The organism is Corynebacterium lizhenjunii, assembly GCF_011038655.2.
Classification (GTDB): Bacteria; Actinomycetota; Actinomycetes; order Mycobacteriales; family Mycobacteriaceae; genus Corynebacterium; species Corynebacterium lizhenjunii.
Genome location: NZ_CP064954.1, coordinates 321556 through 346781, shown reverse-complemented (window position 1 = coordinate 346781; position 25226 = coordinate 321556). Strand labels below are relative to the sequence as shown.

At 63.6% G+C, this 25226-nt stretch carries 28 protein-coding genes; 16 read left to right on the top strand and 12 right to left on the bottom strand.

Going from position 1 to position 25226, the window contains the following annotated elements; all coding sequences use genetic code 11:
* Positions 1-17 precede the first annotated feature (17 nt).
* On the bottom strand, positions 18-695 hold the full coding sequence (locus G7Y31_RS01610) for a hypothetical protein (protein ID WP_165008850.1): 678 nt from the start codon (positions 693-695) through the stop codon (positions 18-20).
* A 117-nt stretch (positions 696-812) separates the two neighbouring features.
* Positions 813-1892, bottom strand: coding sequence for an o-succinylbenzoate synthase (locus tag G7Y31_RS01605; protein WP_165008852.1), 1080 nt, complete (start codon positions 1890-1892; stop codon positions 813-815).
* A 212-nt stretch (positions 1893-2104) separates the two neighbouring features.
* Here G7Y31_RS01605 and dcuC point away from each other — a divergent pair, with 212 nt between their 5' ends.
* From dcuC to menE, 4 genes are all read left to right on the top strand, one after another.
* Positions 2105-3523 (top strand): C4-dicarboxylate transporter DcuC, encoded by a 1419-nt coding sequence (gene dcuC / locus G7Y31_RS01600; RefSeq protein ID WP_165008854.1) that lies wholly within the window; start codon positions 2105-2107, stop codon positions 3521-3523.
* 142 nt (positions 3524-3665) lie between these two features.
* Positions 3666-4634 carry a 1,4-dihydroxy-2-naphthoyl-CoA synthase gene (locus tag G7Y31_RS01595; RefSeq protein ID WP_165008856.1) on the top strand — a complete coding sequence of 323 codons (969 nt, stop codon included), beginning with the start codon at positions 3666-3668 and terminating at the stop codon, positions 4632-4634.
* Between the two features lie 110 nt (positions 4635-4744).
* A complete protein-coding gene (locus tag G7Y31_RS01590; protein WP_165008858.1) occupies positions 4745-5161 on the top strand; it encodes a DoxX family protein in 417 nt (138 codons plus the stop codon).
* Between the two features lie 11 nt (positions 5162-5172).
* Positions 5173-6384 (top strand): o-succinylbenzoate--CoA ligase, encoded by a 1212-nt coding sequence (gene menE / locus G7Y31_RS01585; RefSeq protein ID WP_165008860.1) that lies wholly within the window; start codon positions 5173-5175, stop codon positions 6382-6384.
* A 69-nt stretch (positions 6385-6453) separates the two neighbouring features.
* Here the strand turns inward: menE and G7Y31_RS01580 are convergent, their stop codons facing one another.
* Positions 6454-7116 carry a metal-dependent transcriptional regulator gene (locus G7Y31_RS01580; RefSeq protein ID WP_165008862.1) on the bottom strand — a complete coding sequence of 221 codons (663 nt, stop codon included), beginning with the start codon at positions 7114-7116 and terminating at the stop codon, positions 6454-6456.
* A gap of 106 nt (positions 7117-7222) precedes the next feature.
* On the opposite strand from G7Y31_RS01580, the gene G7Y31_RS01575 reads away from it, so the two are divergent.
* From G7Y31_RS01575 to G7Y31_RS01550, 6 genes are read left to right on the top strand one after another with little or no spacing between them, the layout of a single operon-like run.
* Positions 7223-8158, top strand: coding sequence for a metal ABC transporter substrate-binding protein (locus G7Y31_RS01575; protein WP_165008864.1), 936 nt, complete (start codon positions 7223-7225; stop codon positions 8156-8158).
* On the top strand, positions 8151-8846 hold the full coding sequence (locus tag G7Y31_RS01570; protein WP_244977419.1) for a metal ABC transporter ATP-binding protein: 696 nt from the start codon (positions 8151-8153) through the stop codon (positions 8844-8846). Before G7Y31_RS01575 ends, G7Y31_RS01570 begins: the two co-directional genes overlap by 8 nt.
* On the top strand, positions 8843-9709 hold the full coding sequence (locus G7Y31_RS01565; RefSeq protein WP_165008866.1) for a metal ABC transporter permease: 867 nt from the start codon (positions 8843-8845) through the stop codon (positions 9707-9709). The genes G7Y31_RS01570 and G7Y31_RS01565 overlap by 4 nt, the downstream gene beginning before the upstream one ends.
* Positions 9694-10566: a metal ABC transporter permease gene (locus G7Y31_RS01560; protein ID WP_165008868.1), complete on the top strand. Its 873-nt coding sequence runs from the start codon at positions 9694-9696 to the stop codon at positions 10564-10566. Before G7Y31_RS01565 ends, G7Y31_RS01560 begins: the two co-directional genes overlap by 16 nt.
* 23 nt (positions 10567-10589) lie before the next feature.
* The gene (locus G7Y31_RS01555; protein WP_165008871.1) at positions 10590-11483 is read left to right on the top strand and encodes a 1,4-dihydroxy-2-naphthoate polyprenyltransferase; all 894 of its coding nucleotides are present in this window, start codon (positions 10590-10592) and stop codon (positions 11481-11483) included.
* 14 nt (positions 11484-11497) lie between these two features.
* Positions 11498-12397, top strand: coding sequence for an AEC family transporter (locus G7Y31_RS01550; protein WP_165008873.1), 900 nt, complete (start codon positions 11498-11500; stop codon positions 12395-12397).
* Positions 12398-12491: 94 nt separating this feature from the next.
* Here the strand turns inward: G7Y31_RS01550 and G7Y31_RS01545 are convergent, their stop codons facing one another.
* Positions 12492-12815, bottom strand: coding sequence for a DUF4229 domain-containing protein (locus tag G7Y31_RS01545; RefSeq protein WP_165008875.1), 324 nt, complete (start codon positions 12813-12815; stop codon positions 12492-12494).
* A 46-nt stretch (positions 12816-12861) separates the two neighbouring features.
* On the opposite strand from G7Y31_RS01545, the gene G7Y31_RS01540 reads away from it, so the two are divergent.
* Positions 12862-13179 (top strand): hypothetical protein, encoded by a 318-nt coding sequence (locus G7Y31_RS01540; RefSeq protein WP_244977418.1) that lies wholly within the window; start codon positions 12862-12864, stop codon positions 13177-13179.
* Between the two features lie 29 nt (positions 13180-13208).
* Here the strand turns inward: G7Y31_RS01540 and ccsB are convergent, their stop codons facing one another.
* Complete coding sequence (ccsB, locus tag G7Y31_RS01535; RefSeq protein WP_165008877.1) at positions 13209-14126, bottom strand: c-type cytochrome biogenesis protein CcsB; 918 nt, start codon at positions 14124-14126, stop codon at positions 13209-13211.
* Positions 14127-14728: 602 nt separating this feature from the next.
* On the opposite strand from ccsB, the gene G7Y31_RS01530 reads away from it, so the two are divergent.
* Complete coding sequence (locus G7Y31_RS01530; protein ID WP_165008879.1) at positions 14729-15895, top strand: HNH endonuclease signature motif containing protein; 1167 nt, start codon at positions 14729-14731, stop codon at positions 15893-15895.
* A gap of 275 nt (positions 15896-16170) precedes the next feature.
* On the opposite strand, the gene G7Y31_RS01525 is transcribed toward G7Y31_RS01530, so the two are convergent.
* The 5 genes from G7Y31_RS01525 to hemL all read right to left on the bottom strand — a co-directional run bounded on the left by G7Y31_RS01525 (position 16171) and on the right by hemL (position 21252).
* The gene (locus G7Y31_RS01525; RefSeq protein WP_196823596.1) at positions 16171-17754 is read right to left on the bottom strand and encodes a cytochrome c biogenesis protein ResB; all 1584 of its coding nucleotides are present in this window, start codon (positions 17752-17754) and stop codon (positions 16171-16173) included.
* Positions 17755-17861: 107 nt separating this feature from the next.
* A complete protein-coding gene (locus G7Y31_RS01520) occupies positions 17862-18641 on the bottom strand; it encodes a cytochrome c biogenesis CcdA family protein (protein WP_165008883.1) in 780 nt (259 codons plus the stop codon).
* A gap of 2 nt (positions 18642-18643) precedes the next feature.
* Entirely contained in the window at positions 18644-19315 is a 672-nt protein-coding gene (locus G7Y31_RS01515; protein ID WP_165008885.1) for a TlpA disulfide reductase family protein, read from the bottom strand.
* Complete coding sequence (locus G7Y31_RS01510; RefSeq protein ID WP_165008887.1) at positions 19305-19913, bottom strand: histidine phosphatase family protein; 609 nt, start codon at positions 19911-19913, stop codon at positions 19305-19307. The genes G7Y31_RS01515 and G7Y31_RS01510 overlap by 11 nt, the downstream gene beginning before the upstream one ends.
* Position 19914: 1 nt before the next feature.
* Positions 19915-21252 carry a glutamate-1-semialdehyde 2,1-aminomutase gene (hemL, locus tag G7Y31_RS01505; protein WP_165008889.1) on the bottom strand — a complete coding sequence of 446 codons (1338 nt, stop codon included), beginning with the start codon at positions 21250-21252 and terminating at the stop codon, positions 19915-19917.
* Positions 21253-21436: 184 nt separating this feature from the next.
* Between hemL and G7Y31_RS01500 the strand changes: the two genes are divergently transcribed.
* Both G7Y31_RS01500 and G7Y31_RS01495 read left to right on the top strand, forming a co-directional pair.
* Positions 21437-21898, top strand: coding sequence for a hypothetical protein (locus G7Y31_RS01500; protein ID WP_196823595.1), 462 nt, complete (start codon positions 21437-21439; stop codon positions 21896-21898).
* Positions 21899-21921: 23 nt separating this feature from the next.
* Positions 21922-22761, top strand: coding sequence for an NAD(P)-dependent oxidoreductase (locus G7Y31_RS01495; RefSeq protein ID WP_165008893.1), 840 nt, complete (start codon positions 21922-21924; stop codon positions 22759-22761).
* A gap of 60 nt (positions 22762-22821) precedes the next feature.
* Here G7Y31_RS01495 and G7Y31_RS01490 read toward each other — a convergent pair whose 3' ends face one another.
* The gene (locus G7Y31_RS01490) at positions 22822-23316 is read right to left on the bottom strand and encodes a Fic/DOC family protein (protein WP_196823594.1); all 495 of its coding nucleotides are present in this window, start codon (positions 23314-23316) and stop codon (positions 22822-22824) included.
* 128 nt (positions 23317-23444) lie between these two features.
* Positions 23445-23639 carry an antitoxin VbhA family protein gene (locus tag G7Y31_RS01485; RefSeq protein WP_165008895.1) on the bottom strand — a complete coding sequence of 65 codons (195 nt, stop codon included), beginning with the start codon at positions 23637-23639 and terminating at the stop codon, positions 23445-23447.
* Between the two features lie 130 nt (positions 23640-23769).
* On the opposite strand from G7Y31_RS01485, the gene G7Y31_RS01480 reads away from it, so the two are divergent.
* Together G7Y31_RS01480 and G7Y31_RS01475 are read left to right on the top strand one after the other, a co-directional pair.
* The gene (locus G7Y31_RS01480; protein ID WP_165008897.1) at positions 23770-24123 is read left to right on the top strand and encodes a GntR family transcriptional regulator; all 354 of its coding nucleotides are present in this window, start codon (positions 23770-23772) and stop codon (positions 24121-24123) included.
* The gene (locus G7Y31_RS01475; protein WP_165008899.1) at positions 24123-25208 is read left to right on the top strand and encodes a DUF1648 domain-containing protein; all 1086 of its coding nucleotides are present in this window, start codon (positions 24123-24125) and stop codon (positions 25206-25208) included. Before G7Y31_RS01480 ends, G7Y31_RS01475 begins: the two co-directional genes overlap by 1 nt.
* Positions 25209-25226 lie beyond the last annotated feature (18 nt).

Below are 25226 nucleotides of genomic sequence, written 5' to 3'. Positions count from 1 at the left end.
GTGAGGACGCGGTGGCGTCATTCTGTCGGGCGGACATCCCCATTGTTGTTATTGAGGTCATTGAAGAAGTTCTCCAGGCTCTCCCGCCCCCGGAAACCGCCCTGGCCAGAGTCGACCGTCGTGGTCTCCGTGGTGGTCACCGACGTGGTGCGCGTCTCCGTCACGGGTTCCGGAGTGGTGGTTTCGGTGACCGTTGCGGTCTCCGTAATGGTCTCCGGCGCGGGTGGTTCCTGCGATGCCGCCTGGGTGTACATATAGGCCAGCGCACCTAGAGCGCACAGCGCCAAGGCCAGCAGCCCGCCAAAGATTCCGGCCAGCGAACCTCCTGATCCGCCCCGGCGCGACCGCTGCTCCGGTGCCGGCTCCGGGTAGTTGGCTTGCGGCTGCGGGGCCGGCTGCGCTGCGGGTGCGGGTGCGGGGTAGGCCGCTGGGACGGCGTTCGCACCTTGATAAGAGCCCTGATACTGGCCCTGATTGGCGGGAGCGTCATAGCGGGTCTCCTCACCGGGGAATACCTGGCGCGGCCGGGCCTGGGGAGCGTCTTCTACCCGGGGGATCTGCTGCGTGTGCTCCTCGCGCTCGGCGTGGCGCGGGGTGCGATTGTCAGCACGGGTTTCGGCCCAGTTGTCAGCGCCGCTTTCGGCTCGGTTCTCCGCGGAGTGGCGCCCACCGCGGGACTGAGAATGTTCAGACATGCTCACCACTATGGCAGAAACTCCGCGCCGATGGCTACGCACCATAGCACCCGGTGCTACTCCCAGTAAGTGGTTCCCGGCAAACGTGCTCCAAAACCACGGTCTAAAACCCACGGCCTAGAGGAGCTGCCAACACTCCTGGAGGCGGGTAAACCACCAGTCCTTGCGGGCACCGGGGGCGGCCAGGGACTCTAAACGGGCGGGCTCCGGGGTGGTACGGGTTAGCGGCAGATGTCCCTCCACGATGTCACGTGGGGGGCAGACATCCTCCAGGAATAATGATCCCGTGGCCAGGCCGGCGGCGGGCGGGGTGACCACAATGTCCTCGTCATCAACATACCCGGGAAGCGCCGCCACCGCGTGCAGGCCCATGTCTATGCCCACTGCGGTGTCCAAGGCTGAGGCCACCGTGATGTCCAAGTGCTGTGCGTGAAGGTCTTGGGCCAGTGACAAGAGTCGGCGCACCCCGCCCAAGGGCGCGGGCTTGAGCACCGCCACGTCCGCAGCCCGCAGCTGCGCCACCCGGTAGGGGTCTTCCACGCGGCGAATGGACTCATCCGCAGCTACGCGCACAAAGAGCCCGGCGCGCATGAGCTGCTGGCGTACCTGGGCTAGCTCCTCAACCGTGGCGCAAGGCTGCTCGATATAGTCCAGCGGCATCAATGCCCGGGCGGCCTCCACGGCTTGGTCCACGTTCCAACCACCGTTGGCGTCCACACGCAGCACTGGTGCCCGGCCCGCCGCTGCGACTTCGGCGCGCACGGCCTCGACGCGGGCGATGTCATCTGCCAGGCACTGCCCAGGTTCTGCCACCTTGATCTTGAAGGTGCGACAACCCGGGTAGCGCGCCATCACCTCCGGCACCTGGGACGCCGGCACCGCCGGGATGGTGCCATTGACCTCAATGTGCTCCCGCTGCGGCGCAGGAAAGCCCTCCCACGCAGCCTCCACCCCGGCACGCAACCACTGCACGGCTTCGGCCGGGCCGTACTCCACAAAGGGGGCAAACTCGCCCCACCCGGCGGGGCCCTCAATAAGCAGAGCCTCCCGGGTGGTTACTCCGCGAAACTTCACCGCCAGCGGAAGGGAGACAACGTGGGCGCGGTCGAGGACATCGGCAAGTTCAGGCTTGGCAGGGTGAGGTTCCGCAGGGTGGGGATCGGCAGGGTGGGGATCGGCAGGGTGGGTAATGGGCATAAGCCTCAGCGTACCGGGCCAGGGCGCGGGGTGCGCGGGTGTACCTTACGCGGCGTGGGTGGTACCTTTAGGGAGAAAGGTTATAACAACCGCGGTTACCCTTCGCCCCTGCTCGACGCCGGGGAGCCCGCCCTACACGATGGACTCCGCCGGCGGTTCTCGCCGCGTACCTGGCCCGATGGCCAGCTGCGCAAACTCTGGAAGGAACCATTGTGTTATATCTCCTCATCGCCCTGGCGGCCATTGTGGCCGTGGTGTGGCTTATCTATAAAAAGGTCCACGCTGCGGCGGCAATCTTTGGCGTGGGTGTGGTCTTGCTCATGGCGGCCGCGCTGACCGGCCGGGCAGACATGCGCACCACGGACATCGACCCCACCGGTAACGCCTTCTATGACCAATTACTGGTAGTCGAAGCCCTATTCAAGGCCCGTTTTAGCGGAATTGGCATGGCCATCATGGTGCTATTCGGCTTCGTGTCTTACATGCGCCACATTGGTGCTGATGCCAAAACCGTGGTGGTCTTATCCGCTCCCCTGCAGCGCTTCCGCGGCTCATACTGGCTGGTGCCGGTGGGCTTTTTGATAGGCAACCTGCTGTCGCTGGTTATCCCTTCGGCCGCAGCACTATCCCTACTGCTGGTAGCCACGCTGCTGCCAGCACTGATTGCCGCGGGGCTAACCCCGCTGACCGTGGGCGCGATTGTGGTGACCTCCTCGACCATTGTGCCCACCCCGCTGGAAGCCGGGCTGATCCAAGGCGCAGACCTCACGGAAATGTCCGTGACCGAGTTTGTCTACGGATCCGTGGCGCACGCGACCGTGCCTGCCCTATTGATTACAGCGTTTGTGCACATGTGGTGGCAGCACCGCTGCGACAAGGCCGACGCTAAGCACTTTGCCGAAGAACATGCGGGACAAGTGGGCGCAACGGAAAGCGAATCCGACCGGCAAACCCGCCAGGCGCTGGAGCGCGCCGCTGGCCTGCCCGGCTTCTACGCCGTGCTGCCCCTGCTGCCGCTGCTGTTGATTGTGCTATCGGCCGTGCTCAACCGCCTGGACGTGATTCCCTTTGAGGCGGGCATTTTGCCGGTAACCGTGGTCTCCTTGTTCATCGCGATGATTATTGAAGGCCTGCGCCGCCGCAGCCTGACCGGTGCTGTGGATGACACCGCCACCTTCTTCAAGGGCATGGGTGAAGGCGCCGCAGGCGTGGTGGCCCTGTTGGTGGCCGCCGCTGTGCTGGTGGAAGGCATTACCCAGATGGGCGTCATCGACATGCTGATTAACGCCACGGAGGGCTCGACGGGGGCGGCTGCCATCATCGTGCTCATCTTCGTTGGCGCCACCGCCGCGATGGCCGCACTGACTGGCTCCGGTACCGCACCTTACTTCGCTTTCTCCGAGGTGGTCCCCGGCCTGGCGGCCGAGACCTCCATTCACGCCCCGCAGATGCTCACCGCCATCTGGGGCACGTCGAACCTGATGCGGCAGGTCTCCCCGGTCAATGCCGCAGTCCTCATCGTCTCCGGCGCCATCAAGGTCAACCCCATCCAGCTGGTCAAGCGCACCATCGTACCCATGGTGGCCGCAACGGTGCTCAACGTGGTCTTTTCCTTCCTGTTCATCGGCTAGGTTTGGCGTCCGCGAACTCTGTGGCTGGACACTCCGGCACGGTGGCTGGGCACGGGGGCTAGGCACAACGGCTAGGCACGGCAGCTGGGCACAACGGCTAGGCACCCCGCCAGGGCTCTGGCCGTGCGCTAGCCTAGGGCCCATGAACCAACAGCAGCCAGAGTCTTCCCAGACCCACAGCTACAGCACCGACAACCCCTTCAAGCCGCAATTGTGGGCCCCCGTTCCCGGTTTCGCGGACTTAACGGACATTACCTACCACCGCCTCAAGGGCACGACCCGCGCGGATGGCATTGTGCGCATTGCCTTCGACCGGCCGGAGGTGCGCAATGCCTTCCGCCCCCACACAGTAGATGAGCTCTACCGGGTGTTGGACCACGCGCGCCGGACCCCTGATGTGGGCACGGTGCTGCTCACCGGCAACGGCCCCAGCGCCAAAGACGGCGGCTGGGCATTTTGTTCCGGTGGGGACCAGCGCATTCGCGGGCGCTCCGGGTACCGCTATGCGGACGGCGAAACTGCCGATACCGTCGATACCGCCCGCGAAAAGGTCGAAGGCGGGCGCCTGCACATCCTCGAAGTCCAGCGGCTCATCCGCACGATGCCCAAGGTGGTCATCGCCGTGGTCAACGGCTGGGCCGCCGGCGGCGGGCACTCCCTGCACGTGGTGTGCGATATGACCATTGCCTCGCGCCAGGAAGCCCGCTTCAAGCAAACCGATGCCGATGTCGGATCCTTCGACGCCGGCTATGGCTCGGCCTACCTGGCCAAGATGGTGGGCCAAAAATATGCCCGGGAGATTTTTTTCTTAGGCCGGACCTATAGCGCCCAGCACATGTATGAGATGGGCGCGGTCAATGAAGTTGCAGACCACGCGGATATAGAAGATGCCGCAATCGCCATGGGCCGCGAGATCAACACCAAGTCCCCCACCGCGCAGCGGATGCTCAAATTCGCCTTCAACCTCACTGACGACGGCCTGATGGGCCAGCAAGTCTTTGCGGGGGAAGCCACCCGCCTGGCCTACATGACCGATGAGGCCGTAGAAGGCAAGGAGGCCTTCCTAGAAAAGCGCGACCCGAACTGGGACCAGTTCCCCTACTACTATTAGGTAGCCCCCTAAAAGTGACTACCGCCACCTCAACCTTAAACTGAGGCCTTGGACCCAAAAACCGCCCGAACGTAGACAGCCGGATTACTTCAACCCTAAAGTTGGCGAGCATGAACTTAACCAACTCGTTTGTCATGCTGGCCGCCCGCGTCATCCTGGGCGTTGTGCTCATCGCCCACGGCTGGCAGAAGGTCAGCGTGTGGGGCATCGCCGGCACCACCGAATCCTTCGCCAACATGGGCGTGCCCGCAGCCAGCATCGCCGCCCCGGCCGCCGCCGGTATTGAAATCATCGGCGGCATCCTCATCATCGTCGGCCTGGGCACCCGCATCGTCGGCGCTCTGGTGGCCGTGACCATGGTCTTTGCGGGCATCTTCGCTGGCCACTTCACCAACGGCATCTACGCCTCCAACGGTGGCTGGGAGCTCGTCGGCATCATCGCCACCGCCGCCCTGATGCTCGTTGCCGCTGGCCCCGGCATGCACTCCGTGGACCACTTCCTGCGCAAGAACCGCCAGCAGGCGTAAAATCACTGCGCGTGAGCCACTTCCTTGCCCCGCTACCCGTAAACCTCGCCCGCCCGGACAAGATTCTGGACGACCTGGAGGCCGCGATAGCGGGGCACGGCAGTTTTCTCCCCCTTCCCGCTGCCGATGCCGCCACATCCTCCCTGCTGCGCAGTCACATGCGCGTGGGCGAGGAGATTAGCGCAGACATCGCCCTGGTCGTGCCCACCTCCGGCAGCACCGGCACCCCGAAAGGCGCTCAGCTTACGCCGGCCAACCTGGTGGCCAGCGCGGATGCCACCCACCGCACCCTGGGCGGCCCCGGGCAGTGGCTGCTGGCCATGCCCGCCCACCACATCGCGGGAATCCAAGTCCTAGTGCGCTCGCTGGTGGCCGGGGTGGACCCCTGGTGCATGGACTTGCGTGGCGGCTTCGACGTCCCGGCGTTCGCGCGCGGGGCTGCGGAGCTGGCAGAGACCGGCGACCGCATGTACACCTCCTTGACCCCCATGCAGCTGGCCAAGGCCATGGACACGCTGCAGGGCATTGACGCCTTGCGTGAGTTTGACGCCATCCTGGTTGGCGGCGCCGCCACCCACCCGCAGCTGCTCGAGTCCGCGCGCAAATTGCGCATAAACCCCGTGACCACCTATGGCTCCTCGGAGACCGCGGGCGGCTGCGTCTACGACGGCTACCCGCTCCCCGGGGTCAAGGTCCGCGTGGATGACACCGGGCGCATCCACCTCGGTGGTCCCACCATCGCCCACGGCTACCGCAATGCCGATAGCTCCGCCTTTGTTGATGGCTGGTTTGCCACCGCCGATGCCGGACACCTCGCCCCCAGTGCCGACGCCCCGGCCACAGCCAACCCAGCCAACCCAGCCAACCCAGCCAACCCGGATGCGGCCAACCCAGCACCCGCGCGACTGACGGTGACCGGCAGGCTCGATAACATGATCAACTCCGGCGGCCTCAAATTGCACCCCGAGGCCCTAGAACAGCTCCTTCTGCACATCCCTGGTGTAGAGGCCGCGTGCGTAGTAGGCGTGCCGCACCCCCGTCTCGGCCAGATGATCGTCGCCGCTTATAGCGGCTGGGCGTCGCGCACGGACATCCTCGAAGCCCTCGATGACCTGCCCCGCTGGCAGATCCCGAAGGACCTGCGGCGCGTCGAATCCCTGCCGCTTACCGGTCCCGGGAAGGTAGACCGCCGCGCGGTCCAGGAGCTGCTGAGCAGGCCCTAAGCCGCGCGGATGCCCCGGCCCAGCGCCCAAGCCGCGCGGGTGCCCGGCCCAGCCCCAAGCCGCGCGGGGCTAAGCCGGCGCGACAGTCACGTCGTGAGCAGCCGCCTTGGCCAGGGAAATGACATCGCCGCGCACATCAATCTCCAGCAAGCCGGCGACATCGGCGCGGATGGTGAGCTCATCGCCAGGCTGCACACCGTGTTGGCCCAGGTAGCGCAGCAGATCGGAGTTCGTGTCGCACACCCGCAGCAGGGTTAGGGGCTGGCCCACGGGGGCATCGGCAAGCGTATCTGTGCCCAGGTCCGCGATACGACCGTGAGCATCCGGGATGGGATCGCCGTGCGGATCGCGATCCGGGTGGCCCAGCAGGGCGTCGAGCCGATCGATAAAGCGATCAGAACAGGCATGCTCCAAAATATCGGCGTCCTCATGCACCTCATCCCAGCTATAGCCCAGGTTGGTGACCAAGAAGGTCTCCAGCAGGCGATGCCGGCGCACAATCTCCATCGCCAGCTCGCGGCCGGCAGCCGTCAGCGACACCCCCGCGTAGCGCTCATGCTCCACCAAACCTTGGGCCGCCAGGCGCTTGATGGCTTCCGATGCCGTCGGCGGCTTCTGCCCCGTGCGCGCCACCAGGTCCTTGACCGTCACCGTCTCACCATGATGTTCCACCAGGTCCCACAAGGCCTTGAGGTATTCCTGGCTGCGTTCAGGCAAGTCATTGAGGTGCATGGGGGCAAGTGTAAATACCCCCTTGCCAACTTATCTAGCTAAGGGTAGATTAACTTGGGTTCAATGTATTGAACTTCCGTATTCTCTCTACCTTTTGGAGTTAGTCATGCTTAACCGAACTCGTCGGCTGTCCGTGGCCGCCTGCAGCGCCCTGGCCATCCTGGCCGGTGCCACGCTCAGCGCCTGCTCTTCCTCGGACTCTGCGGCCTCTGGGGATTCCTCCAACCTCAACATCGTGGCCACCACTGGCTACCTTGCCGATGCCGTCCGCAACGTCGCCCCAGATGCCACCGTCACCACCATCGTCGGCCCCGGTGGCGACCCGCACACCTACCAGCCCTCCACCCAGGACATCAACCAGCTGCGCGAAGCTGACCTGGTGCTGTGGACCGGTTTACACCTGGAGCACCAGATGGAAACCCAACTGGAGTCCCTAGGCGATAGCCAGCTGGCAGTCGGCGAGAAAATCGAGCACTCCCGCCTGCTGCCCTGGGAAGACGACGGCACTTTCGACCCCCATATTTGGAATAGCCCAGACATCTGGCGCGATGTGGTCACCGAGATTGGCCAAAAACTGGCGGAGATCGACCCGGATAATGCCGCGGACTACACCGCCGCCGCCAAGGACTACGGGGAGAAAATCACTGCCGCCAAGGAAAAGGCCGCCGCAGAGCTCAAGGACGCCAATCCGCGCGTGCTGATCTCCGGCCATGACGCCTTCAACTACTTCGGCCGCACCTTCGACTTCGAGATTCACGCGACGGACTTTGTCACCACCGACGCCGCCCTCTCGCCGACGGAAATCTCCAAGCTGGCAGACACCATCGCCACCAAGCGCGTTCCCGTCATCTTCCAGGACAACCAGGCCAACCCGCAGGCCATCCAAGCACTGAAGGAAGCCGTGCAGTCCCGCGGCTGGAATGTGGAAATCTCCGACGCTGAACTCTTTGCAGACACCCTGGGCGCCACCGCTCCCACCGACACCTACCTGGGAGTCTTCGAGTACAACGCGCACGCGATCGCGCAGGCGCTGAATGGATAACGCCACGCTGTTGCGCACAGAAGATCTCACCGTTGGCTATCAGCTACCGGTCGTGCGCGACGTGAACTTCACCCTGCAAGCAGGCAGCATCACCGGCGTGGTGGGCCCCAACGGCACCGGAAAATCCACGCTGCTCAAAGCCCTAGCCGGGGTGGCCCCTAGCCTGGGCGGCAGTTTCAGCCACGAAGGCGTGCTGGGCTATATGCCCCAACACGCGGAGCTGGACTGGACTTTTCCAGCCACCGTGGGCGATATTGCCCTGCACGGGCGCATCCCGCGCCTGCCCTGGTGGCGCTGGCCCGGCAAACAGGACCGGGACATCGCCCTCGCGGCCCTGAAGCGCACTGGGATGGACACGCTGCACAACCAGGACATCGGCAAGCTCAGCGGCGGCCAACGCCAACGAGTCCTGCTGGCGCGCACCCTGGCACTCGAGCCAGACGTGCTCCTGCTAGACGAGCCCTTCGCCGGTGTTGATGCAGCCAGCCAAGCCGCCATCGAGACCGTCCTGCGCGAACTCTGCGCGGAGGGACGCGGCATCATGGTAGTGCACCACACCCTCAGCGAGGTGCGCAAACTCTGCGACCACGCCCTACTGATCAGCCCCGGCGGCACCTGTGCTGCCGGCCCCATCGAGCAAGTCCTGAGCGAGGAGGCCATTGCGCAGGCCTATGGGTACGCCTCATGAACCCACTAGACCTTTTCACTGACTACACCTACGCACAGGCGTTATGCGGAACGGTGGTGGTGGGCTTGAGCGCCGGGGCAGTGGGCCCACTGCTCTTCCTGCGCCGCACCAGCCTGCTCACCGACGTAGTCGCCCACTCCAGCCTGCCGGGCATTGTCGCCGCCTTCCTGGTGGCCTCCTTGTTCACCAGCAATGGCCGCATTCCGCCGGTCCTGCTGCTGGGCGCCCTGGCCAGCGGCTTGCTGGCGGTGTGGCTGGTGCGCCTGCTACCGCGCCTGGCCCCCTTGCATCCCGATGCCGTCCTGGCCGCCACCTTGAGCAGCTTCTTCGCCCTCGGCATGGTGGGCCTGCAGTTTCTCTCCCGGCATCCCCTCCCCGGCCAGGCTGGACTCGCGGACTACCTGCTGGGCAATGCTTCCACCCTCACCCGGGCGGATGTAATCACCATCGCCGTAGTGGGCGGCGGCGCCGTGGGCTGTTTGCTCCTGGTGCACCACGCCCACGCGGTGACAGTCTCGGATACCGCATTCGCCCAAGCAACCGGCGTTCCCGTGCGCGTGGTCAACGCCATCGCCTACGCCGCGCTGGTGACCGTAACCGTGGTGGGCATTACCGTCGTGGGCGTGGTGCTTATGGTTGCCGCTTGCTGCGCTCCCGCAGCGGCCGCGCGCCAACTCACCCGCCGCCTGGTGCCATTCATTGTCACCTCCTCCCTGCTTGGCGGGGCCAGTGCCGCTGTGGGCTGCTATATCTCCATTGCCTGCGGGCCGCTTCCCACCGGCCCCATCATCATCCTGGTCCAGGCCGCCTGCGTGCTGGCCGCGTTGCTTCTGCGAAAGGTTCTGCCATGTTTAGCTCGTTAAGCCTGGCCGCGTGCGCCTGCCTGCTGGCCATTTGCACCGCGGTGGCCTGCGCCCTCCCCGGCACCTTCCTGGTGCTGCGTGGGGAGGCCATGCTCATCGACGGCATGGGCCACGCCGTCCTGCCCGGAATTGTGCTGGGCTACCTGGCCGCGGGCGACCTACACTCCCCCTGGCTCACAGTCACCGCCGCCACCGCCAGCATCCTGGTGGCGTGGGCCACCTACGCCCTACAGCGCCATCTGCCCAAAGATGCCGCACTGGGCATCATCTTCCCCACGCTCTTTGCCATAGGCGTGGTGCTCATTTCCACCGTGCTGACGCACTCCCCCCTCGATGTCCACGTGGTCCTGGTGGGCGATCTGAACCTGGTGGCCCTGTCTGACCCGGACTACATCTGGATCATGGGCGGGGTGGCCGTGCTCAACGCCGTGGTGCTGGGCCTATGGCTGCCGCGCCTGTCCGCCGCCGCCTTCAACGGCCACGCCCATGGCGTCTGGCAGTGGGGCTTTTTGGCCCTGGTTGCCCTGACCACCACCACCGCTTTCCACACCGCGGGCACCATGCTGGTCATCGCCCTCATGGTCCTGCCCCCGCTGACCGCCCGCCTGGTCTCCCGCCACGTGCTGCACATGTGGGTGTGGGCCGCCTTCTTTGGCGCCGCCGGGGCCCTGGCGGGGTTCTGGGTGGCCTACCACCTACGCGTGGCCAGCGCCGCGGGCATAGTGCTTGCCGATGCCACCATATTCCTCACCCTCCTCATCCTCTACCGCTGGCGCAACCGCGGCACCACCCCGGCCGGTGGGAAAGGGGTGCGGCAGAGGGGGAATCGGCAGACTAGGCAACTGCAGCAGGCCTAGCGGGCAGTGGCACAATAAAGCGCATGAATGCACACTATCCTGCCACCGCCACTGACTGGCTCCAGGGCGCACGCCCGCACACCTGGGCCAACGCCTTCGCACCCGTTATCGCTGGCACCGGCGCGGCAGCCAACCTGGGGGGATTCCACGCCGGGCGCGCCCTGCTCGCCCTCGTGGTGGCATGGGCGCTGATCGTGGGCGTGAACTACGCCAACGACTACTCGGACGGCATCCGCGGCACCGATGATGACCGCACCGGCCCACAACGCCTCACCGGCGGCGGCCTGGCCAAACCCACCCACGTCAAATACGCGGCCTTTGCCAGCTTCGGCGTCGCCGCCGTGGCCGGGGTGGCACTATCGCTGGCATCCGGCGCGTGGTGGTTCATCCTGCTGGGCGCCCTGTGCATAGCTGCAGCCTGGTTCTACACCGGCGGGCCAGTGCCCTACGGCTACCGGGGCTTAGGCGAGGTAGCCATCTTTATCTTCTTCGGGCTCGTGGCCGTGCTGGGAACGCAATACACCCAAGCCCTGGCGGTGTCGTGGACGGGTGTGGCGCTGGCGGTGGGCATTGGCGCGATGAGCGCCGCAGTCAACCTGGCCAATAACATCCGCGACCTGCCCACCGATGCTGGCGCAGGCAAGATCACCCTGGCGGTGCGCCTAGGCGATGGCCGCGCACGGGTACTGTTTTGCATTGCCGTTTTGCTGCCAGCCGTGCTTACCCTAGTCCTGGCGCTACGCAGCTGGCCGGCAGTTTTTGCCCTGGTGTATCTAGCGCTGGCGCTTCCGGCCGCACGCACAGTGGGCGGCGGGGCGCAAGGGCGCGCGCTCATTCCCGTCCTGGGGGCCACCGGCCGGGCCATGTTGTGCTGGGCCGTACTGGGAGGCGTAGCCGTGGCTGTGACTGGGATCTAGGGAGGCAGGTCCGAATGCAAGGAGTACTGACCGGCTTTGCCATTGTGCTGGCCGTCATTTTTATTGGTTGGCTGCTGGCGGTGCGCGGAGTCATTGGCTCCGACCGCGAGCGCCTGATGTTTAACAAGGTGGCCTTCTACGCCGCCACCCCAGCGCTACTGTTCGACTCCGTGGCTAACTCCGACCCGGGGACCATATTGACCCCTGTGACGCTGATAATCATTCTGGCCACGGCAGTCATTGCTGCCATCTACCTGGCGCTGTTTTGGCGCACGGGCCTGGCCAATGCCACCTCGGGCGCGGCTGCGTCCAGCTATTTTAACTCCGTCAACATTGGGCTGCCCGTATCCATTTATGTCTTGGGCGAGTCCACCTACGCCATTCCCATGATTTTCATCCAGATGGTGTTGTTCACTCCGCTAATCCTGGGCGCGCTGGGCGGCAAGTCCCTGCTAGGCGCCGTCAAAACCGGTTTGCTTAGCCCCATGGTAGTGGCCTCCATGCTGGGGTTTGTGGTCGCGTACCTGGGCGTGAACATCCCCGACCCGGTGGCCAAGCCCATCGCGCTTCTGGGCGGGGCGTCCATTCCGATGATTCTGATGAGCTTCGGCGCCAGCCTCAAGACCTCCGCAGTGCTTTCCGATGCCGCCGTCCGCCCCCAAGTCGCCACCGCCTCTGCCCTCAAACTAGTGGGCATGCCGGCTGTGGCTTTCCTCCTGGCGCGTTTATTTGGGTTGAGCCCGGATCATGTCTACGCGGCCACCATCCTGGCGGCCCTTCCTACCGCGCAGCAGGTCTACAACTACGCGGCGACATTCCAAAAGGGGCAAACCGTGGCGCGCGATACGGTGTTTATCACGACCTTTGCCGCGCTACCTGTCATGTTGGTTATTGCCGCCCTCTTCGGCCGTTAACGGCCGCTTGAATGGGTGCTAGGTTGCGCCCGACCATCCGACTTTGTCGGCTTTGCTGGCTTTGCCGGCTTTGGGCTGGCGGATCGAGCTGCGGCTAGCGGCCCGCAAGCTCAGCCTGCACCCACTGCTTGTGGGCCTTACGTTGCTGGGAATACAGCGCCAGGGACTCCGTGGCCTCCACCCGCCAGTTGGTAAACAGCAGCATGGACAGCGGCAGGGCCACAAATAGCGCCATCAGTGCGGAGGCCAGCAACATCACCGGCGCGCCAACTACCAACACAATGGCGTGGATAACTGCGGTGAGAACTAAGAAGAGAACCAGCCGGGCCGCACCATACTTGATCATGGCCCGGCGGGCCTTCGCCCGTAGAGCGGGATCTGGGGCGGGAGGTTGTGGAGTCTGAGCCGGAGTAGTCATCGCAACAATTCTACGCGGCGGTGACACTGTCGCTAAAATAGCTGCCATGGGTCGCCTCATCCTCCTTGTCCTCATCATTGCTGCCATCTACCTGGTGTATAAGGCCTTCGGCCCCCACACGTGGAATCGCAACGTGGACCAACGCCAGCAGCCCCCGGCCATCAAGGGCCCCGATGATGATGAAAACTTCCTCTGGGAGTTAGACAAGCAGCGCTTCAAGGAACGTCGCGCCCGCGAGCGCGAGGCAGAAAACCAACGCAAGCAGCACCCGAATCAAGAGTCCGGCCAGGATTCAGGTCCAGAACCCGGCTCAGAACCCGGCTCAGGGGCGGACACAGAAGACGACAACCCCCACCAAAGCTGACGGGCGACCCGTGGACGCCGCAGAGTCCGCTAGTTCAGGCCGGCGTAGGAGTGCAGGCCGGAGACCACTTGGTTAATAAAGAAGAGGTTGAAAATCATGGTAGCCATAGCCAAAACATTGATCCACGGGGCCGCCTTGCGCCAAGACGTGGTGTAACGCGCGTGCAAGTAGGCGGCGTAGAGGATCCAGGTGGCAAATGAGACAGTCTCCTTCGGGTCCCAACCCCACGGCCGGCCCCAGGCGGCTTCGGCCCAGATTGCGCCCAGGACAATACCCAGACCCAGCGTAGGCAGGGTAATGATTGCCGTGCGGTAAGCCAGCTGGTCTAGTTTCTTCGCCGTGGGCAGGGGCTTGGCTATCAGCCCGCCGATACCACTTTCCTCACCCCGCGGGTTAGCCCGGCGAATCAGGTACAGGATCGACAGCAAGCCGGAGAGCAGGCCGATGGACGCGCCCAGCGAAACCACGGTGACGTGCACCGGCAGCCAATAGGACTGCAGGGCGGGTACCACCGGGGCGGACTCGGCGTAAAGTTTGGTGCCGCCGTAGAACATCAGCAGGAGGATTGGCGTGAGCAGCCACGGCCACAGGGTGCGCCATTCCTTGCGCTGAAAAGCGATGGCAGCTGCAGCCATGGCGCCGGCAGTGACCGTGAGAACGTACTCGTAGAGGTTGCCCAGTGGGAAGCGGTGCACGGCCAACCCGCGCAGCACGATGGCTGCAAAGTGGATGATGATGCCTAACCAAATAAGTCCCTGGAGCATTCCCCCCAACTTGCGGGCGAAATCCTCGGCGGCTTGGTCCGCCTCGCCAGCACGGCGGGCATCGATGACAGTTTGCATGCGCCCGTAGTAATAGAGCGACATGAACAGAGCCACCACGTAGACCACCAGTGCGGTGCGGAAAGTCAGGTCCGAGAAATTGGAGAGGTTCTGGTCAACAGCCATGAATAGATACCCTACCCGCGCATTCGGGCCTACTCAAACTTTTGTCGGACGCTGCGCAGGCCAAAAGATGGACCATACGCACCACATCTATGAGCTTCATCCCGCCGTCCCCGTTGCCCCGCTCGCTAGCCTAAGCCTGCCGATGCCCCCACCCCTCAACGCCGCCCCTGGTACCGGTCGCCATATGCACCACATCCCGCTGCCTGCCGCCTGTGGCTCATGCACTGCTCCCCATCCCTCACCTCCCGCTGCCTGCCGCCTGTGGCTCATGCACTGCTCCCCATCCCCCACCTCCCGCCGCCTACGCGTGACCCGTCTCTTCGACCCGGGCGCCGACACCCCGACCGCCATCGCTACCGCCTGACGCCTACACGTGACCCGTCTCTACGACCCGGCGCCGACACCCCGACTGCCATCGCTACCGCCTTTCACCGATACCGCGACCATCAACCTGTTTGCGTGCCGCAAGTGCGCTACCCCCGTGTGGGTGCCCCCATTACCATGGTGGATCGTCCCAAAGTTTACCCTCATTGCACACTCCATTAGACACCTCACTAGTTAACCCTTGCGCAGGCAATACCGGCCGGTTTAGTGTCGATGCCATGAACCTCGAGACGACGCTAATAGGACCAGGACCCACCGCGCCTGGTGCTTTTATTGACGGTCTCGCCACACTTGGCGGTGAGACCGTAGAAAGCCTCGTCGCTAAAGGCTGGTGCCCACTAGCAGCAGCCAAAACCATCACCCTCTATACCACCTACTACGGACCCACCACCTTTACTGGCCTGCAATACAAAGCACTCACCGCCGCCCGCACCCAAGGCCACAGCATCTTCGCCCTCGACCTCATCGAGACCAAAACCAACCGCGTGGCTGACAAGCTCGCCAAATGGAAACTACGCGTCAAACTCTGCAAGACGCCCGCCGCACAAATCGAGGCCGTTGCGCGTGAGCAGTTGAAGAAACTGCTCAAGCCACGTGAGGTTAAAGAAGGCGTAAGCCTTACCCATCACGCTAATGGCCTGGCCACGCTGAAAGCCACAGGCAAGTCTGTCGACATCATGGACGTCCACGCCGTAGTTGATCCTCAAGATCAAGTAGAAAGCTTCCTGGCAGCCTTCAGGGGCGGGGGTGCTGGCAAACAACGCTACATCCCGATCATCCCCATCTACCTGGATCAGATCTGTGAGTTCGTCGACCGGATGCACAACCCGGGGCGCTATCCCACCGATGCCGATATCCGCGTCCGCGCCTCCAACGGCGCCATCCTCACCGGTAAAGACCTCCTCGAGCGGTTGTGTCTGGACTACGGGTTTATCGCAGCGCTATCGCGTGAGCATGGTCCTCTGGACTTGTACCGGTATTCGCGGACCGCTAACTCTAAGCAACGCTTATTGCTACTTGCCGAAGGTGCCGAATGCTCCTGGATAGGCTGCCACTTGCCGTTTGATAAGTGCCAGATCCACCACATCCACCCCTGGAACCACGGTGGCCAGACCAACATGTCAAACCTGACCCCATTGTGTCCGCACCATAACGGTGCCAATGAGGACCACCCACCAGATGGCATCCCGATAACCCGGGGCCGGATGGTACGCATGGGTACCGGGGTTGGGTGGCAAGCACCCGGTGGCACCCCACCAATACAAACCCGGCCCACAGCGGCACCACCATCAGCCACACCCACCAACTCCCCACCGCAAGCCCACCACCAGGCAACACCACCACCGGAAGCCCACCACCAGGCAACACCACCACCGGAAAGCTGAAGGTGGGAAGCTGGCGGCATCGGAAAGCACACAGCCCCAACCGCGACAACAAAAGCACGCGGAAGGGGCTAAAGGTGCGAGCACACCTGCGCGGGGCAAAAGGGGGCGGGCGGCTGACAGTGAGCAACGGGGAGGAGGCCTCGGCCGCAAGCCCCAATAGAGGAACATGGACTGGGAGGTTGGCGGCAGCGGAGGCGGCACGGGAGGGGAAAGCGAGCCGGTGGGGACCGACTCACTTGGAAAGCGGAGGTAAATCTGGCGGGTTTGGAAGTGGACTAGTCGACGAAAATGTCGTCCTGGTCCTCTTCCTCCTCCAAGGGGGGCAGATCCATGATCTGACGGTAGAGACGATCAAACTCCGCCTCCCAGCCGGCGCGGTCTGTGCGGACAAGGCCGCCCATCTCCACGCGAGTGCCGGAAGCGATGGGAACCAGGCGCACCCAGACGCGACGGCGCTTAATCAGCAGCGAGCCCACCAGTGCGGCCAACATGGTCAGCGCAGAAACGAGCAGCGGGGTCTGCATGGGGTCGTGGGAGATTTGATAGTTAGCAAACTCGGAGGCGCCCTCGAAGGTGACTTTGGTGCCATCGTCGAGCGTGACGGTCTCCCCTGCCACCATGTTCACCCGCTCCACCTTTTGCAGTTGACCGGAGTGGATCAGACCAGAGTCCAGGGAGAAGATGCTTTGGGTGCTGCCGGTGTCCAGTCCGGCGTCGCCACGGTAGATGTCGATAGCCAAGGCCGGGTCACGCATGGCCGGGAACCCAGAAACCAGCAGCTGGCCATTTTCACCTTCCCACTGGGCAGTGGGGGCAAATAGGCCCTGCAGCGCGATTTGGTGCTGGCGACGCTCGAACAAGTCCGGGTACATGCCCGCCGGAGGATCAAAACGCATTGCTCCAGACGACAGGAAGTTGACCAGATCCGTGGGCTGGAATTGCATGGTCTGGGTGCGCTTTTCCCCGTTGGGCCATTCCACCGTCACGGTGGGCGCAAAGCCATGGCCCTGCAAATACACGCGGTCGCTGTTTAAGCGCAGCGGGTGATTAACGGCCAGCTCATAGTCGGTCCATTCCGAGTGATCGCGGAAGATGTCCTCGCCCTCGGCGTAGGAGACATTGGACCTAAACATCTTCGCCTGCCCATTGGGCAGATACTCCGCGCTAAAGTCATGGGCCACAAAGCAGAAGGGGTTAAGCCCCGTGCCATCAAAGAGGTTGCCTGCGCGGAAGGAGTCGTAATTGGACGTGGAGGTATTACAAAACTCCGTGGACTGGTCCACTTCGGTGGCATCAGCGTACGAGCCTGATTGGGTGACCACAATGACCATCCCCTCATAGGAGAGCATGCGCCCGGCCGCAATGGTGACCAGCATGGCCACCAGGCCGATATGGAAAACCAGGTTGCACAGCTCGCGGCCGTAGCCGCGCTCCGCAGAAATTGAATACGCACCGGCGCGGTCATTGTCCGTCGCAGCGGTTTTCCAGGAACGCAACACACTGTGGGCCCGAGCTTGGACCTGGGCAAGATCCGCGGAGGTCTCCCCCACCGCATGGTGGGGGAGTTTGTCCAAGTAGCGCGGAGCGCGCGCTGGCGGCTTGCGCCACGCCCGATAATGGTCCCGAGAACGCGGCAAAATACACCCGATGAGTGAAATAGCCAGCAACACATAGATGGCCTGGAACCAGGCGGATTCGAAGACATCAAAAAGCTGCAGCTTGTCATAGATCTCCGCCACCGTGCCGTTGGACTCGATGTAGTCATTGACGTTGCCCTGGTTCAACGAACGTTGCGGGAGCAGCGATCCCGGGATGGCCGCCGCGGCCAATAAGAACAGCAGCGCGAGCGCGGTACGCATGCTCGTCAGCCACCGCCAGCCCCTTAGCAGGTACTTCACAACTATCCCTTCACCAAACGCATATCTCTATCCAACCGTTCCGCCGCCTTGCACGGCCTCAAACGGGACTAAATCAGGGTAACGCCAAACTCGACAGTCCACTGGCGAATGTAGCTAATGAAATGCCCCCACAGGCCGGTGACCAGGCACAGGCCCACAAGGATCATCAACACCCCACCCACGCGTTGAATGGTCTGCGAATGCCGCCGCATCCAGTCCACAGAGGCCACGGCCCGTGCCGAACCCAACGCCACCAGCACAAACGGCAACCCCAGGCCCAGGCAATAACCCAGGATTAGGACCGTGCCGCGCAGAGCCGTCATTCCTTCGGTACCGGCAGACACCGAGACGATCGCCGCCAAGGTCGGGCCCAGGCAGGGGGTCCAGCCCAAGGCAAAGACCCCGCCCAACAAGGGCGCTCCCAACCAAGTGCTCACCCGCTTCGGCGCCAGGCGAGTGTCTTTTTGCAGCACCGGAACCACGCCCATGAAGACCACGCCCATCAAAATGGTAACCACTCCGCCGATGCGCATGAGCGCCTCCGCGTTAAGGGTCAGCGCGGAAATTGCCCCAAAGACAGATACCGTGGCCAGCACAAAGACCACGCTAAAGCCCGCGACAAACAGCAGGGCCGCCCAAGCAACGCGATGGCGCCCGCCAGCAACCCGCACGCCGCGGGAGTCATATTCGACCTCCCCACCAACTACGGAAGCCAGGTAAGAAATGTATCCCGGCACAAGCGGGACCACGCACGGGCTGGCAAAAGAAACTAAGCCGGCGGCCGCAGCGGCCAGGATTCCCAGTAGCAGTGGACCACTGGCCGCTGCGTTGGCGAATGCATCACCCATGGCTAAGCGCCAGCCTCCAATTTATCTATTTCCGCAAGTAATTCTTGGTCCGTCACGGACTTCAAAAACACTACCGCCGGGCGGTGCTGGCGGTCCAAAATGATCGTGGTGGGCACCACCGAGGTAGGCACCCCACCCAACGCAGCCGCCGTTTTAAACGGTGGGTCATACACCGAGGGGTACGTAATGCCATTGTCTTCCAAAAAATCCCGCGCGATGTCCGGGTTGAAGTCCCGCACGTTAATACCCAGCAAAGTGCCGGTGCCGCGCGCCTGCAACTCCTCATGGACCCGCTGCAAATCATCCGATTCCGTACGGCACGGCGCACACCACTGGCCCCAGGAGTTGAGCACTACAATCTGATCCCGGAAGTCGCTGAGTTTAAGCACCTTAGTGTCGTCCTGCAGCGACTCCCCACTGAAGTCCCGCAGTGGCTTACGCTCTGCCTCCGGGTAGCGGATTACTTGCTGGCCGCCCGGGGAGATGAACTCAAAGGTCTCCCCCTGGGCTACTGCATTATCGGCATTTTCGCTGGTACACGCGCTCACGCCCGCTGCCAGCGATACCGCCAGCACCGCCGCGGCGCCCCTGCGCCGCGCTGCCCAAGACCATACCGCTACAGACCGCACCGCTTTAGACCACACTGCCTTAGACCGCACCGCTTTAGATAGCATGTGCAGGCGAAGAGTAGAAGATGTCTGTGATTTCCGCGTCCTGGAACACCAAGGACGTCACCGACGCCAAGTCACACTCCCGGTTCCACGGCGCGTGCGCCAAGCGCAAGCCCAGCACGGTGCGCTGAACCATCACGATGGGCAGCTGGTGGGAGACCACGATAGCCTCATGCCCCTCCGCCTCCAGGCGAGCGCGCTCCACGGCATTCATCATGCGGTCTGCCACCGTAGAAAACGGCTCCCCCCACGAAGGCTGCAGCGGATTGCGCAGCAGCGGCCAGCGGGTGGGGTTCCACAGCTGGGACCGCAGACCCTTGACCCGCAGCCCCTCAAAGCGGTTGCCGGACTCAATCACGGTCTTATCCGTGTCCACGTCCAGGCCCACAACCTTCGCAATCTCCGCCGCGGTCTCTTGCGTGCGCTGCAGCGGAGAAGCCACCAGGTAGGTCACATCGTGGCCCTCAAACGACCGCGCCGTGCGCGCTGCCTGTGAAAAGCCCCGGGAGGACAAGTGGTAGCCCGGGATCCGCCCGTAGAGAATCTTCTCCGGATTGTGTACCTCACCGTGGCGCACCAAATGCACGATGGTCGTAGACATATTAAGACTCCTTCCGCGCGGCAGCCGCAGCCTGAGCAGCCGGCACCAACGCGCGCTCGATTACCTCAAAATCATCGTCCGTTAGCGCATCAGAGACAAACCACGTCTCAAACGCAGACGGCGCCACGTACACCCCATGGTCTAGCAGCGCGTGGAAGAAGGGCGCAAAGCGGAAGTTCTCCCCCGCCTGCATATCGGCAAAATTATGCGCTGGCCCCGGCGCGAAGCGCACCGAGAACATCGACGACGCCCGCTGCATATGGTGTTCCACGCCTTGCCCAGCCAAGGCGGTCGAAATCAGATCGCACAAACGGTCCGCATGGGCAGCCAAGCGGGAGTAAACGGGGGCATCGGCAAGCTGAAGGGATGCCAAACCCGAAGCCATGGCCACGGGGTTACCAGACAGGGTGCCTGCCTGGTAGACGGGACCGGCAGGGGCCAGGTAATCCATGATGTCCGCGCGGCCGCCAAACGCCGCCGCCGGCAGCCCGCCGGAAATCACCTTGCCGAAGGTCACCAGGTCCCCCGCCACGCCATCAACGCCGTACCAACCCTGGTAGGAGGTGCGGAAACCCGTCATGACCTCATCCAAAATCAGCAGCGCACCGTCAGCGTGCGCAATATCCTTCAGCGCAGCATTGAAGCCCTCCTGCGGGGCGACTGTGCCCATGTTGCCCGCCGCGGCCTCGGCAATAATGCAGGCAATCTCCCCCGGGTTTTGGGCAAACGCCGCGCGCACCGCCTCCAGGTCGTTATAGGGCACCACAATGGTATCCGCCGCCGTGGCGCCCGTGACCCCCGGGGAATCCGGCAGCCCAAAGGTGGCCACGCCCGAGCCTGCCGATGCCAACAGCGCATCCACGTGCCCGTGGTAGCAGCCCTCGAACTTCAGCACCTTCGGCCGGCCCGTGAACCCGCGCGCCAGGCGCACCGCAGACATGGTGGCCTCCGTGCCGGAGTTGACCATGCGTACCTTCTCCACGGCCGTGCGCTTAATAATCTCTTCCGCCAGCAGGGCCTCGGCCTCCGTGGGCGCGCCGAAGCTCAAGCCATCCACCACGGCCTTGTGCACTGCCTCCACAATCTGCGGGTGGGCGTTGCCGTGCAACATCGGCCCATAGGAGCTGACCAAGTCCACGTACTCATTGCCGTCCACGTCCCACAGGCGCGAACCCTTGCCGCGAGCAATCACGCGGGCCTGGCCGCCGACCGAGCCATATGCACGCACCGGGGAGTTCACCCCGCCCGGGATGGAGCGCGCGCTGCGCTGGAACCACTGCTGCGATTGAGTGGTAATAGACGTATCAACTGAGGAGCTGGAAGTAGGCATGCTGACCATTGTATCCATTCCCGCCACATACGAAAGTCTGATTCTTGCGCCAAACCCTTCCCTTGGCGTGCTAGCGGGTGTTAGGCTAGGAGCCAGGGCCCGACGGGGGTTTGGCCCGGAACTCACTTTAAAGGGGGAATAACTCATGCACCGCATGGCAATTATATCTATCCTGTCCGTCTGTTCTATCGGTGTGACTAGCTTGGTTGCCTGTGCGCCGCCACCGCTCGCCACCCGCCAGACTCCCGTGGAGCCCGCCGCTTGGTCCGCCGCGCCGCGCCCCTTGCAGCCGCGCCCTGCCGTCTCCTCCACTGCGCCCAGCTCAACCGAGCCCTCTGCCCCAGCTAATCCAGTGCTTGCCGATGCCGATACCGCTCCTCCCGCCGAACCTGCCGGGGCTGCGGTACCCCTGCAGCCAGGCCCCGGGGCGCCACCTCCGCCCCCTGCCGCGCGCCCACCGGCGGGGCTGCCGCAGCTTCCCGTGCCACAGCTTCCCGGCCTGCCGCCACTGCCGCCGGTACCACCCCTCGGCCAAGTGCCGGAGCTTCCCGTGTGGCGCCCGCCGCAGGAGGTCTACAACATTCCGCTGCCCGCCCAGCCAGCAGTGCAATTGCCCGGCCCACTGCAGGCGGAGTTGAATAAGCACCTGCGTTAGCAATCTTTGGCACACTGGAGCGCATGAAGATTGCACTTTTAGGTACTGGACGCATGGGCACGGAGTTGGCCCTCCACCTTATAGAGCCCCACGAGGTCACGGTGTGGAACCGCACCCCCGAGCGCGCGCAGCCGCTGGTCGACCGGGGTGCACGCCAAGCCAAAAGCGCTGCTGAGGCCGTCGCGGATGCCGAGCTCATCATCACCTCCCTATTCGGTCCGGATGATGTCCGCGAGGTAGTCCTCACGCCGCAGCTGATCCCGGCCGGGGTGACCTGGATTGATACCACCACAGTCTCCCCCGCCGCCGCACGCGAGTTTGCCGATGCCGTCCCCTCCTACGTCCATGCCCCCGTGGTGGGTTCCTTGGGCCCAGCTCGCGCAGGCGAGCTGGGCGTGTATGTGGGAACCCCGGATGGGAAGCGACGGGAGGAGGCAATGGGCATCGTCAAGCCTTGGGCACACCCGGACAAATTGCTGGGCGTAGAGTCCGCAGCAGCGGCGGCCACCGGCAAACTATTGGCTAACCTGGCGCTTTCCGTTACGGCGGAGGGCGTAGCAGAGGCGCTGGCATTGGGCGAGGCCGAGGGATTTGATGCCGAGGCCGTGCTAGACATGCTTGGCATCACCGGACTGAATTTCATGGCGCAGATGAAGGGGCCGTTTATCCGCGGCGAGCGCAGTACGGAGCCGGGTGATTTCAGCGTCGATGCCCTATGCAAGGACTCCAAGCTGATGGTCGACACCGCTTCGCAACCGTTGCCGGCCGTGGAGGCCGCCATTGCCCGTTTCGAGCGCGAGCAAGCCGCCGGCCGTGGCAATACCGACTTCAGTTCCATTTTCGTCCACCGCGACCGGGCCTAGCGGCCGCCTGGGCCCGCCCCGGCGCGCGACATAACGCCGGGCCCGCCTCCCGCAAGCGAGTTAAGAGATGACTTCGCGCAGGACAGTGGCTAGTTGCGAGTTATCGCCAGTGTCCTGGCTGTGATAGCGCGCTGCGATAAACCGCGCACGATACTCAGCATCCTTCTCAGTGCGATGGATGTCCAATGAGTGCCCTGCATGTTCCACCAATGCCTTAAAGAACATCCACTGTGTGCGCGTGTTGCCTTCGCGGAAGCTATGAACTACGTTGAGCTCGCCCCACAACTCAGCCAGTTTAGGGACAAAGTCTTCGATGGCGAGCCCTCTGAAGAAATCGTCCCGCCTCAGCCCCGCGAAAAGCGCTTCAGCACGCTTGCGCAGTTCGGGGCCGGCCGGATAATACGCATGCCCGTCTTTGACCATGAACTGCCCGGTGGGCGCGGTACGTTCCTGGCCCGCCCACTCATATACATCCTGGAAGAGCATGTGGTGTATCGCCCTAAAGTGGGCATAATCGAAGTTCCCCTCCAGCGGCCGGGCACAAAACTCCATCATGCGGAAATAAACAACGGCCCGTTCACTATCGTGGAGCTCTTCCGAGTCGGTTATTCCAAAGAGATTCCTGAGCACCTGTGTCCCAGGTATGAAGTAGGTTTCCCACCCCCCCCACTCATGATCCTCTCCTAACCTTCCGGCTTAGGCCTGCAAGCGATGGCGATCGCTTCTTCGGCGGTCATTGTGCCTTCAGCGATTTTGCGCCCGAGGGCTTGAATTTCCGGTTCCGGAGCATCAAACCCCGCCATCAGCATGACCGCGTTGCAGGTAGCCACCATCTGGTCGATCTGTTCTGCGGATTTAACTCCCACAAGATTCGCCATGTCGCTCTCCTTCGTTGCTCGTGACTGCTTCGCTACAGCTTACCCTTTCTGGTTACATCCAGCCAGGGTGCTGTGTATTACTAGCACCAATACAATCTGTGCTACAGTGAGGAGTACAGAAGGAGGCGCCATGCTTTTGACTCTCTCGCCCGATTCGCCAGAACCGCTCTACGAACAGATTCGGCGCGGCATCACCGCACTCATTGCACAGGGGCACTTGCGCGACGGACAACGCCTGGACTCTGTGCGCCAGGTTGCCGCCGAATTCGGCATCAACCCCGCCACCGTCAAAAAGGCCTACGACCAACTTGTCCGCGATGGCCTGGTGGAGACCGCGGGCCGCTCCGGTTCGGTGGTCCGCCAGGGCACCCGCACCGCGCAACAACGCGAACAACTCCGCGCCGACCTCCAAGAACTAATCCAGCGCGCCCGCGCCCAGGGTTTCACCACCTCCGAAATCGCCAAACTCATCAAGGAACTATAATGCTTGCTGTCATCATGGTCGCCGCCGTCCTGCTCGCCGCCGGCGTGCTGGCCGCCCTCCCCGCCTTCCAGCCCGCCTCGCCCCTTGGCGTGCGCGTGCCCCGTGCCCATCTTGCCGATGCCTCCGCCCCCATCCGCACCTACCGCCTCACCGTGACGGGTTGCGGTATGGTGGCAGCACTGTTGGCCGCAGTTTTCCGGGAGCACCCCGCGGCGTTTCCCCTGTCTATTGCGCTGCCACTAGTAGGTGCAGCCGTGGCGTGGCAATGGCAACGCGCTCATCTGGCCCGATTAAAAGAAACGGGGCGCTGGTTTGAGGGCAAGGCCACTGCCATTGCCGGGCGAATCACCCCAGAGGATTTGCCGCGCGCTTCCTTCCCCTGGGGCTGGATGGCGTGTTCGGTGCTGGTCACGCTCGTTGCCGTCTACGTCGTGGCGGCGCAGTGGGAGCAGATTCCGGGTATCATTCCCACTCACTGGGGTCCAGGCATGCAGCCGGATGCATGGAGTGAGAAGTCCGTTGGCAGCGTGTTTATCCCGGCGTTCGTCAATCTTGGCCTCATCGTCGTCATGGCCGCAACGATCGCCCTAATGCGGGCCGTGCGGGTCCACCCGCGCACGGATCGCACCACCCGCGGCCAGTTGCGCAGCGCCGCCCAAATAGTGGCTTGCATTCGCGGGCTGGGCGTACTTGTCTTCCTGATGTCCACGGGCATAGCCGTCCTCCAGGTGGCCTCCCCACTACCGCGCTACGCGGAGCAAATGGGCTATGCGCTGGCGTTCATGCTGACCCTGACCTTCATCGGTGTCATCATTGCCCTCGTCGCCAGCCTGCGCGCGCCCGCCCGGCTGGAGCAGGACCTCGCCCACCAAAACTTTCCTGACAGTACCGCCGAGTCCCCCAACAATGACCACCACTACCGCCTGGGCTTGTTCTACTACAACCCCGCAGACCCGGCCATCGTGGTGGACCGCCGCGCAGGGGTGGGCATGGACTTCAACTACGCCCACTGGCAAGGCAAGGCCTTCGCCGCCGTGGTCCTGGCCATAGTGGTGGGCAGCCTCCTGGCCGCGTTCATCGTGTAGGTTCCATGTGCAGACAAG

Coding starts and splice junctions, on each gene's coding strand:
- G7Y31_RS01490 (WP_196823594.1), bottom strand. CDS start 23,316: ATGATGGAGTTTTGTGCCCGGCCGCTGGAGGGGAACTTCGATTATGCC.
- G7Y31_RS01530 (WP_165008879.1), top strand. CDS start 14,729: ATGAACCTCGAGACGACGCTAATAGGACCAGGACCCACCGCGCCTGGT.
- G7Y31_RS01595 (WP_165008856.1), top strand. CDS start 3,666: ATGAACCAACAGCAGCCAGAGTCTTCCCAGACCCACAGCTACAGCACC.
- G7Y31_RS01555 (WP_165008871.1), top strand. CDS start 10,590: ATGAATGCACACTATCCTGCCACCGCCACTGACTGGCTCCAGGGCGCA.
- G7Y31_RS01580 (WP_165008862.1), bottom strand. CDS start 7,116: ATGCACCTCAATGACTTGCCTGAACGCAGCCAGGAATACCTCAAGGCC.
- G7Y31_RS01545 (WP_165008875.1), bottom strand. CDS start 12,815: ATGACTACTCCGGCTCAGACTCCACAACCTCCCGCCCCAGATCCCGCT.
- G7Y31_RS01485 (WP_165008895.1), bottom strand. CDS start 23,639: ATGGCGAATCTTGTGGGAGTTAAATCCGCAGAACAGATCGACCAGATG.
- G7Y31_RS01565 (WP_165008866.1), top strand. CDS start 8,843: ATGAACCCACTAGACCTTTTCACTGACTACACCTACGCACAGGCGTTA.
- G7Y31_RS01610 (WP_165008850.1), bottom strand. CDS start 695: ATGTCTGAACATTCTCAGTCCCGCGGTGGGCGCCACTCCGCGGAGAAC.
- G7Y31_RS01515 (WP_165008885.1), bottom strand. CDS start 19,315: ATGCTATCTAAAGCGGTGCGGTCTAAGGCAGTGTGGTCTAAAGCGGTG.
- G7Y31_RS01605 (WP_165008852.1), bottom strand. CDS start 1,892: ATGCCCATTACCCACCCTGCCGATCCCCACCCTGCCGATCCCCACCCT.
- G7Y31_RS01510 (WP_165008887.1), bottom strand. CDS start 19,913: ATGTCTACGACCATCGTGCATTTGGTGCGCCACGGTGAGGTACACAAT.
- G7Y31_RS01590 (WP_165008858.1), top strand. CDS start 4,745: ATGAACTTAACCAACTCGTTTGTCATGCTGGCCGCCCGCGTCATCCTG.
- G7Y31_RS01570 (WP_244977419.1), top strand. CDS start 8,151: ATGGATAACGCCACGCTGTTGCGCACAGAAGATCTCACCGTTGGCTAT.
- G7Y31_RS01520 (WP_165008883.1), bottom strand. CDS start 18,641: ATGGGTGATGCATTCGCCAACGCAGCGGCCAGTGGTCCACTGCTACTG.
- G7Y31_RS01560 (WP_165008868.1), top strand. CDS start 9,694: ATGTTTAGCTCGTTAAGCCTGGCCGCGTGCGCCTGCCTGCTGGCCATT.
- G7Y31_RS01495 (WP_165008893.1), top strand. CDS start 21,922: ATGAAGATTGCACTTTTAGGTACTGGACGCATGGGCACGGAGTTGGCC.
- G7Y31_RS01550 (WP_165008873.1), top strand. CDS start 11,498: ATGCAAGGAGTACTGACCGGCTTTGCCATTGTGCTGGCCGTCATTTTT.
- G7Y31_RS01575 (WP_165008864.1), top strand. CDS start 7,223: ATGCTTAACCGAACTCGTCGGCTGTCCGTGGCCGCCTGCAGCGCCCTG.
- G7Y31_RS01480 (WP_165008897.1), top strand. CDS start 23,770: ATGCTTTTGACTCTCTCGCCCGATTCGCCAGAACCGCTCTACGAACAG.
- ccsB (WP_165008877.1), bottom strand. CDS start 14,126: ATGGCTGTTGACCAGAACCTCTCCAATTTCTCGGACCTGACTTTCCGC.
- G7Y31_RS01540 (WP_244977418.1), top strand. CDS start 12,862: ATGGGTCGCCTCATCCTCCTTGTCCTCATCATTGCTGCCATCTACCTG.
- hemL (WP_165008889.1), bottom strand. CDS start 21,252: ATGGTCAGCATGCCTACTTCCAGCTCCTCAGTTGATACGTCTATTACC.
- G7Y31_RS01475 (WP_165008899.1), top strand. CDS start 24,123: ATGCTTGCTGTCATCATGGTCGCCGCCGTCCTGCTCGCCGCCGGCGTG.
- G7Y31_RS01525 (WP_196823596.1), bottom strand. CDS start 17,754: ATGCGTACCGCGCTCGCGCTGCTGTTCTTATTGGCCGCGGCGGCCATC.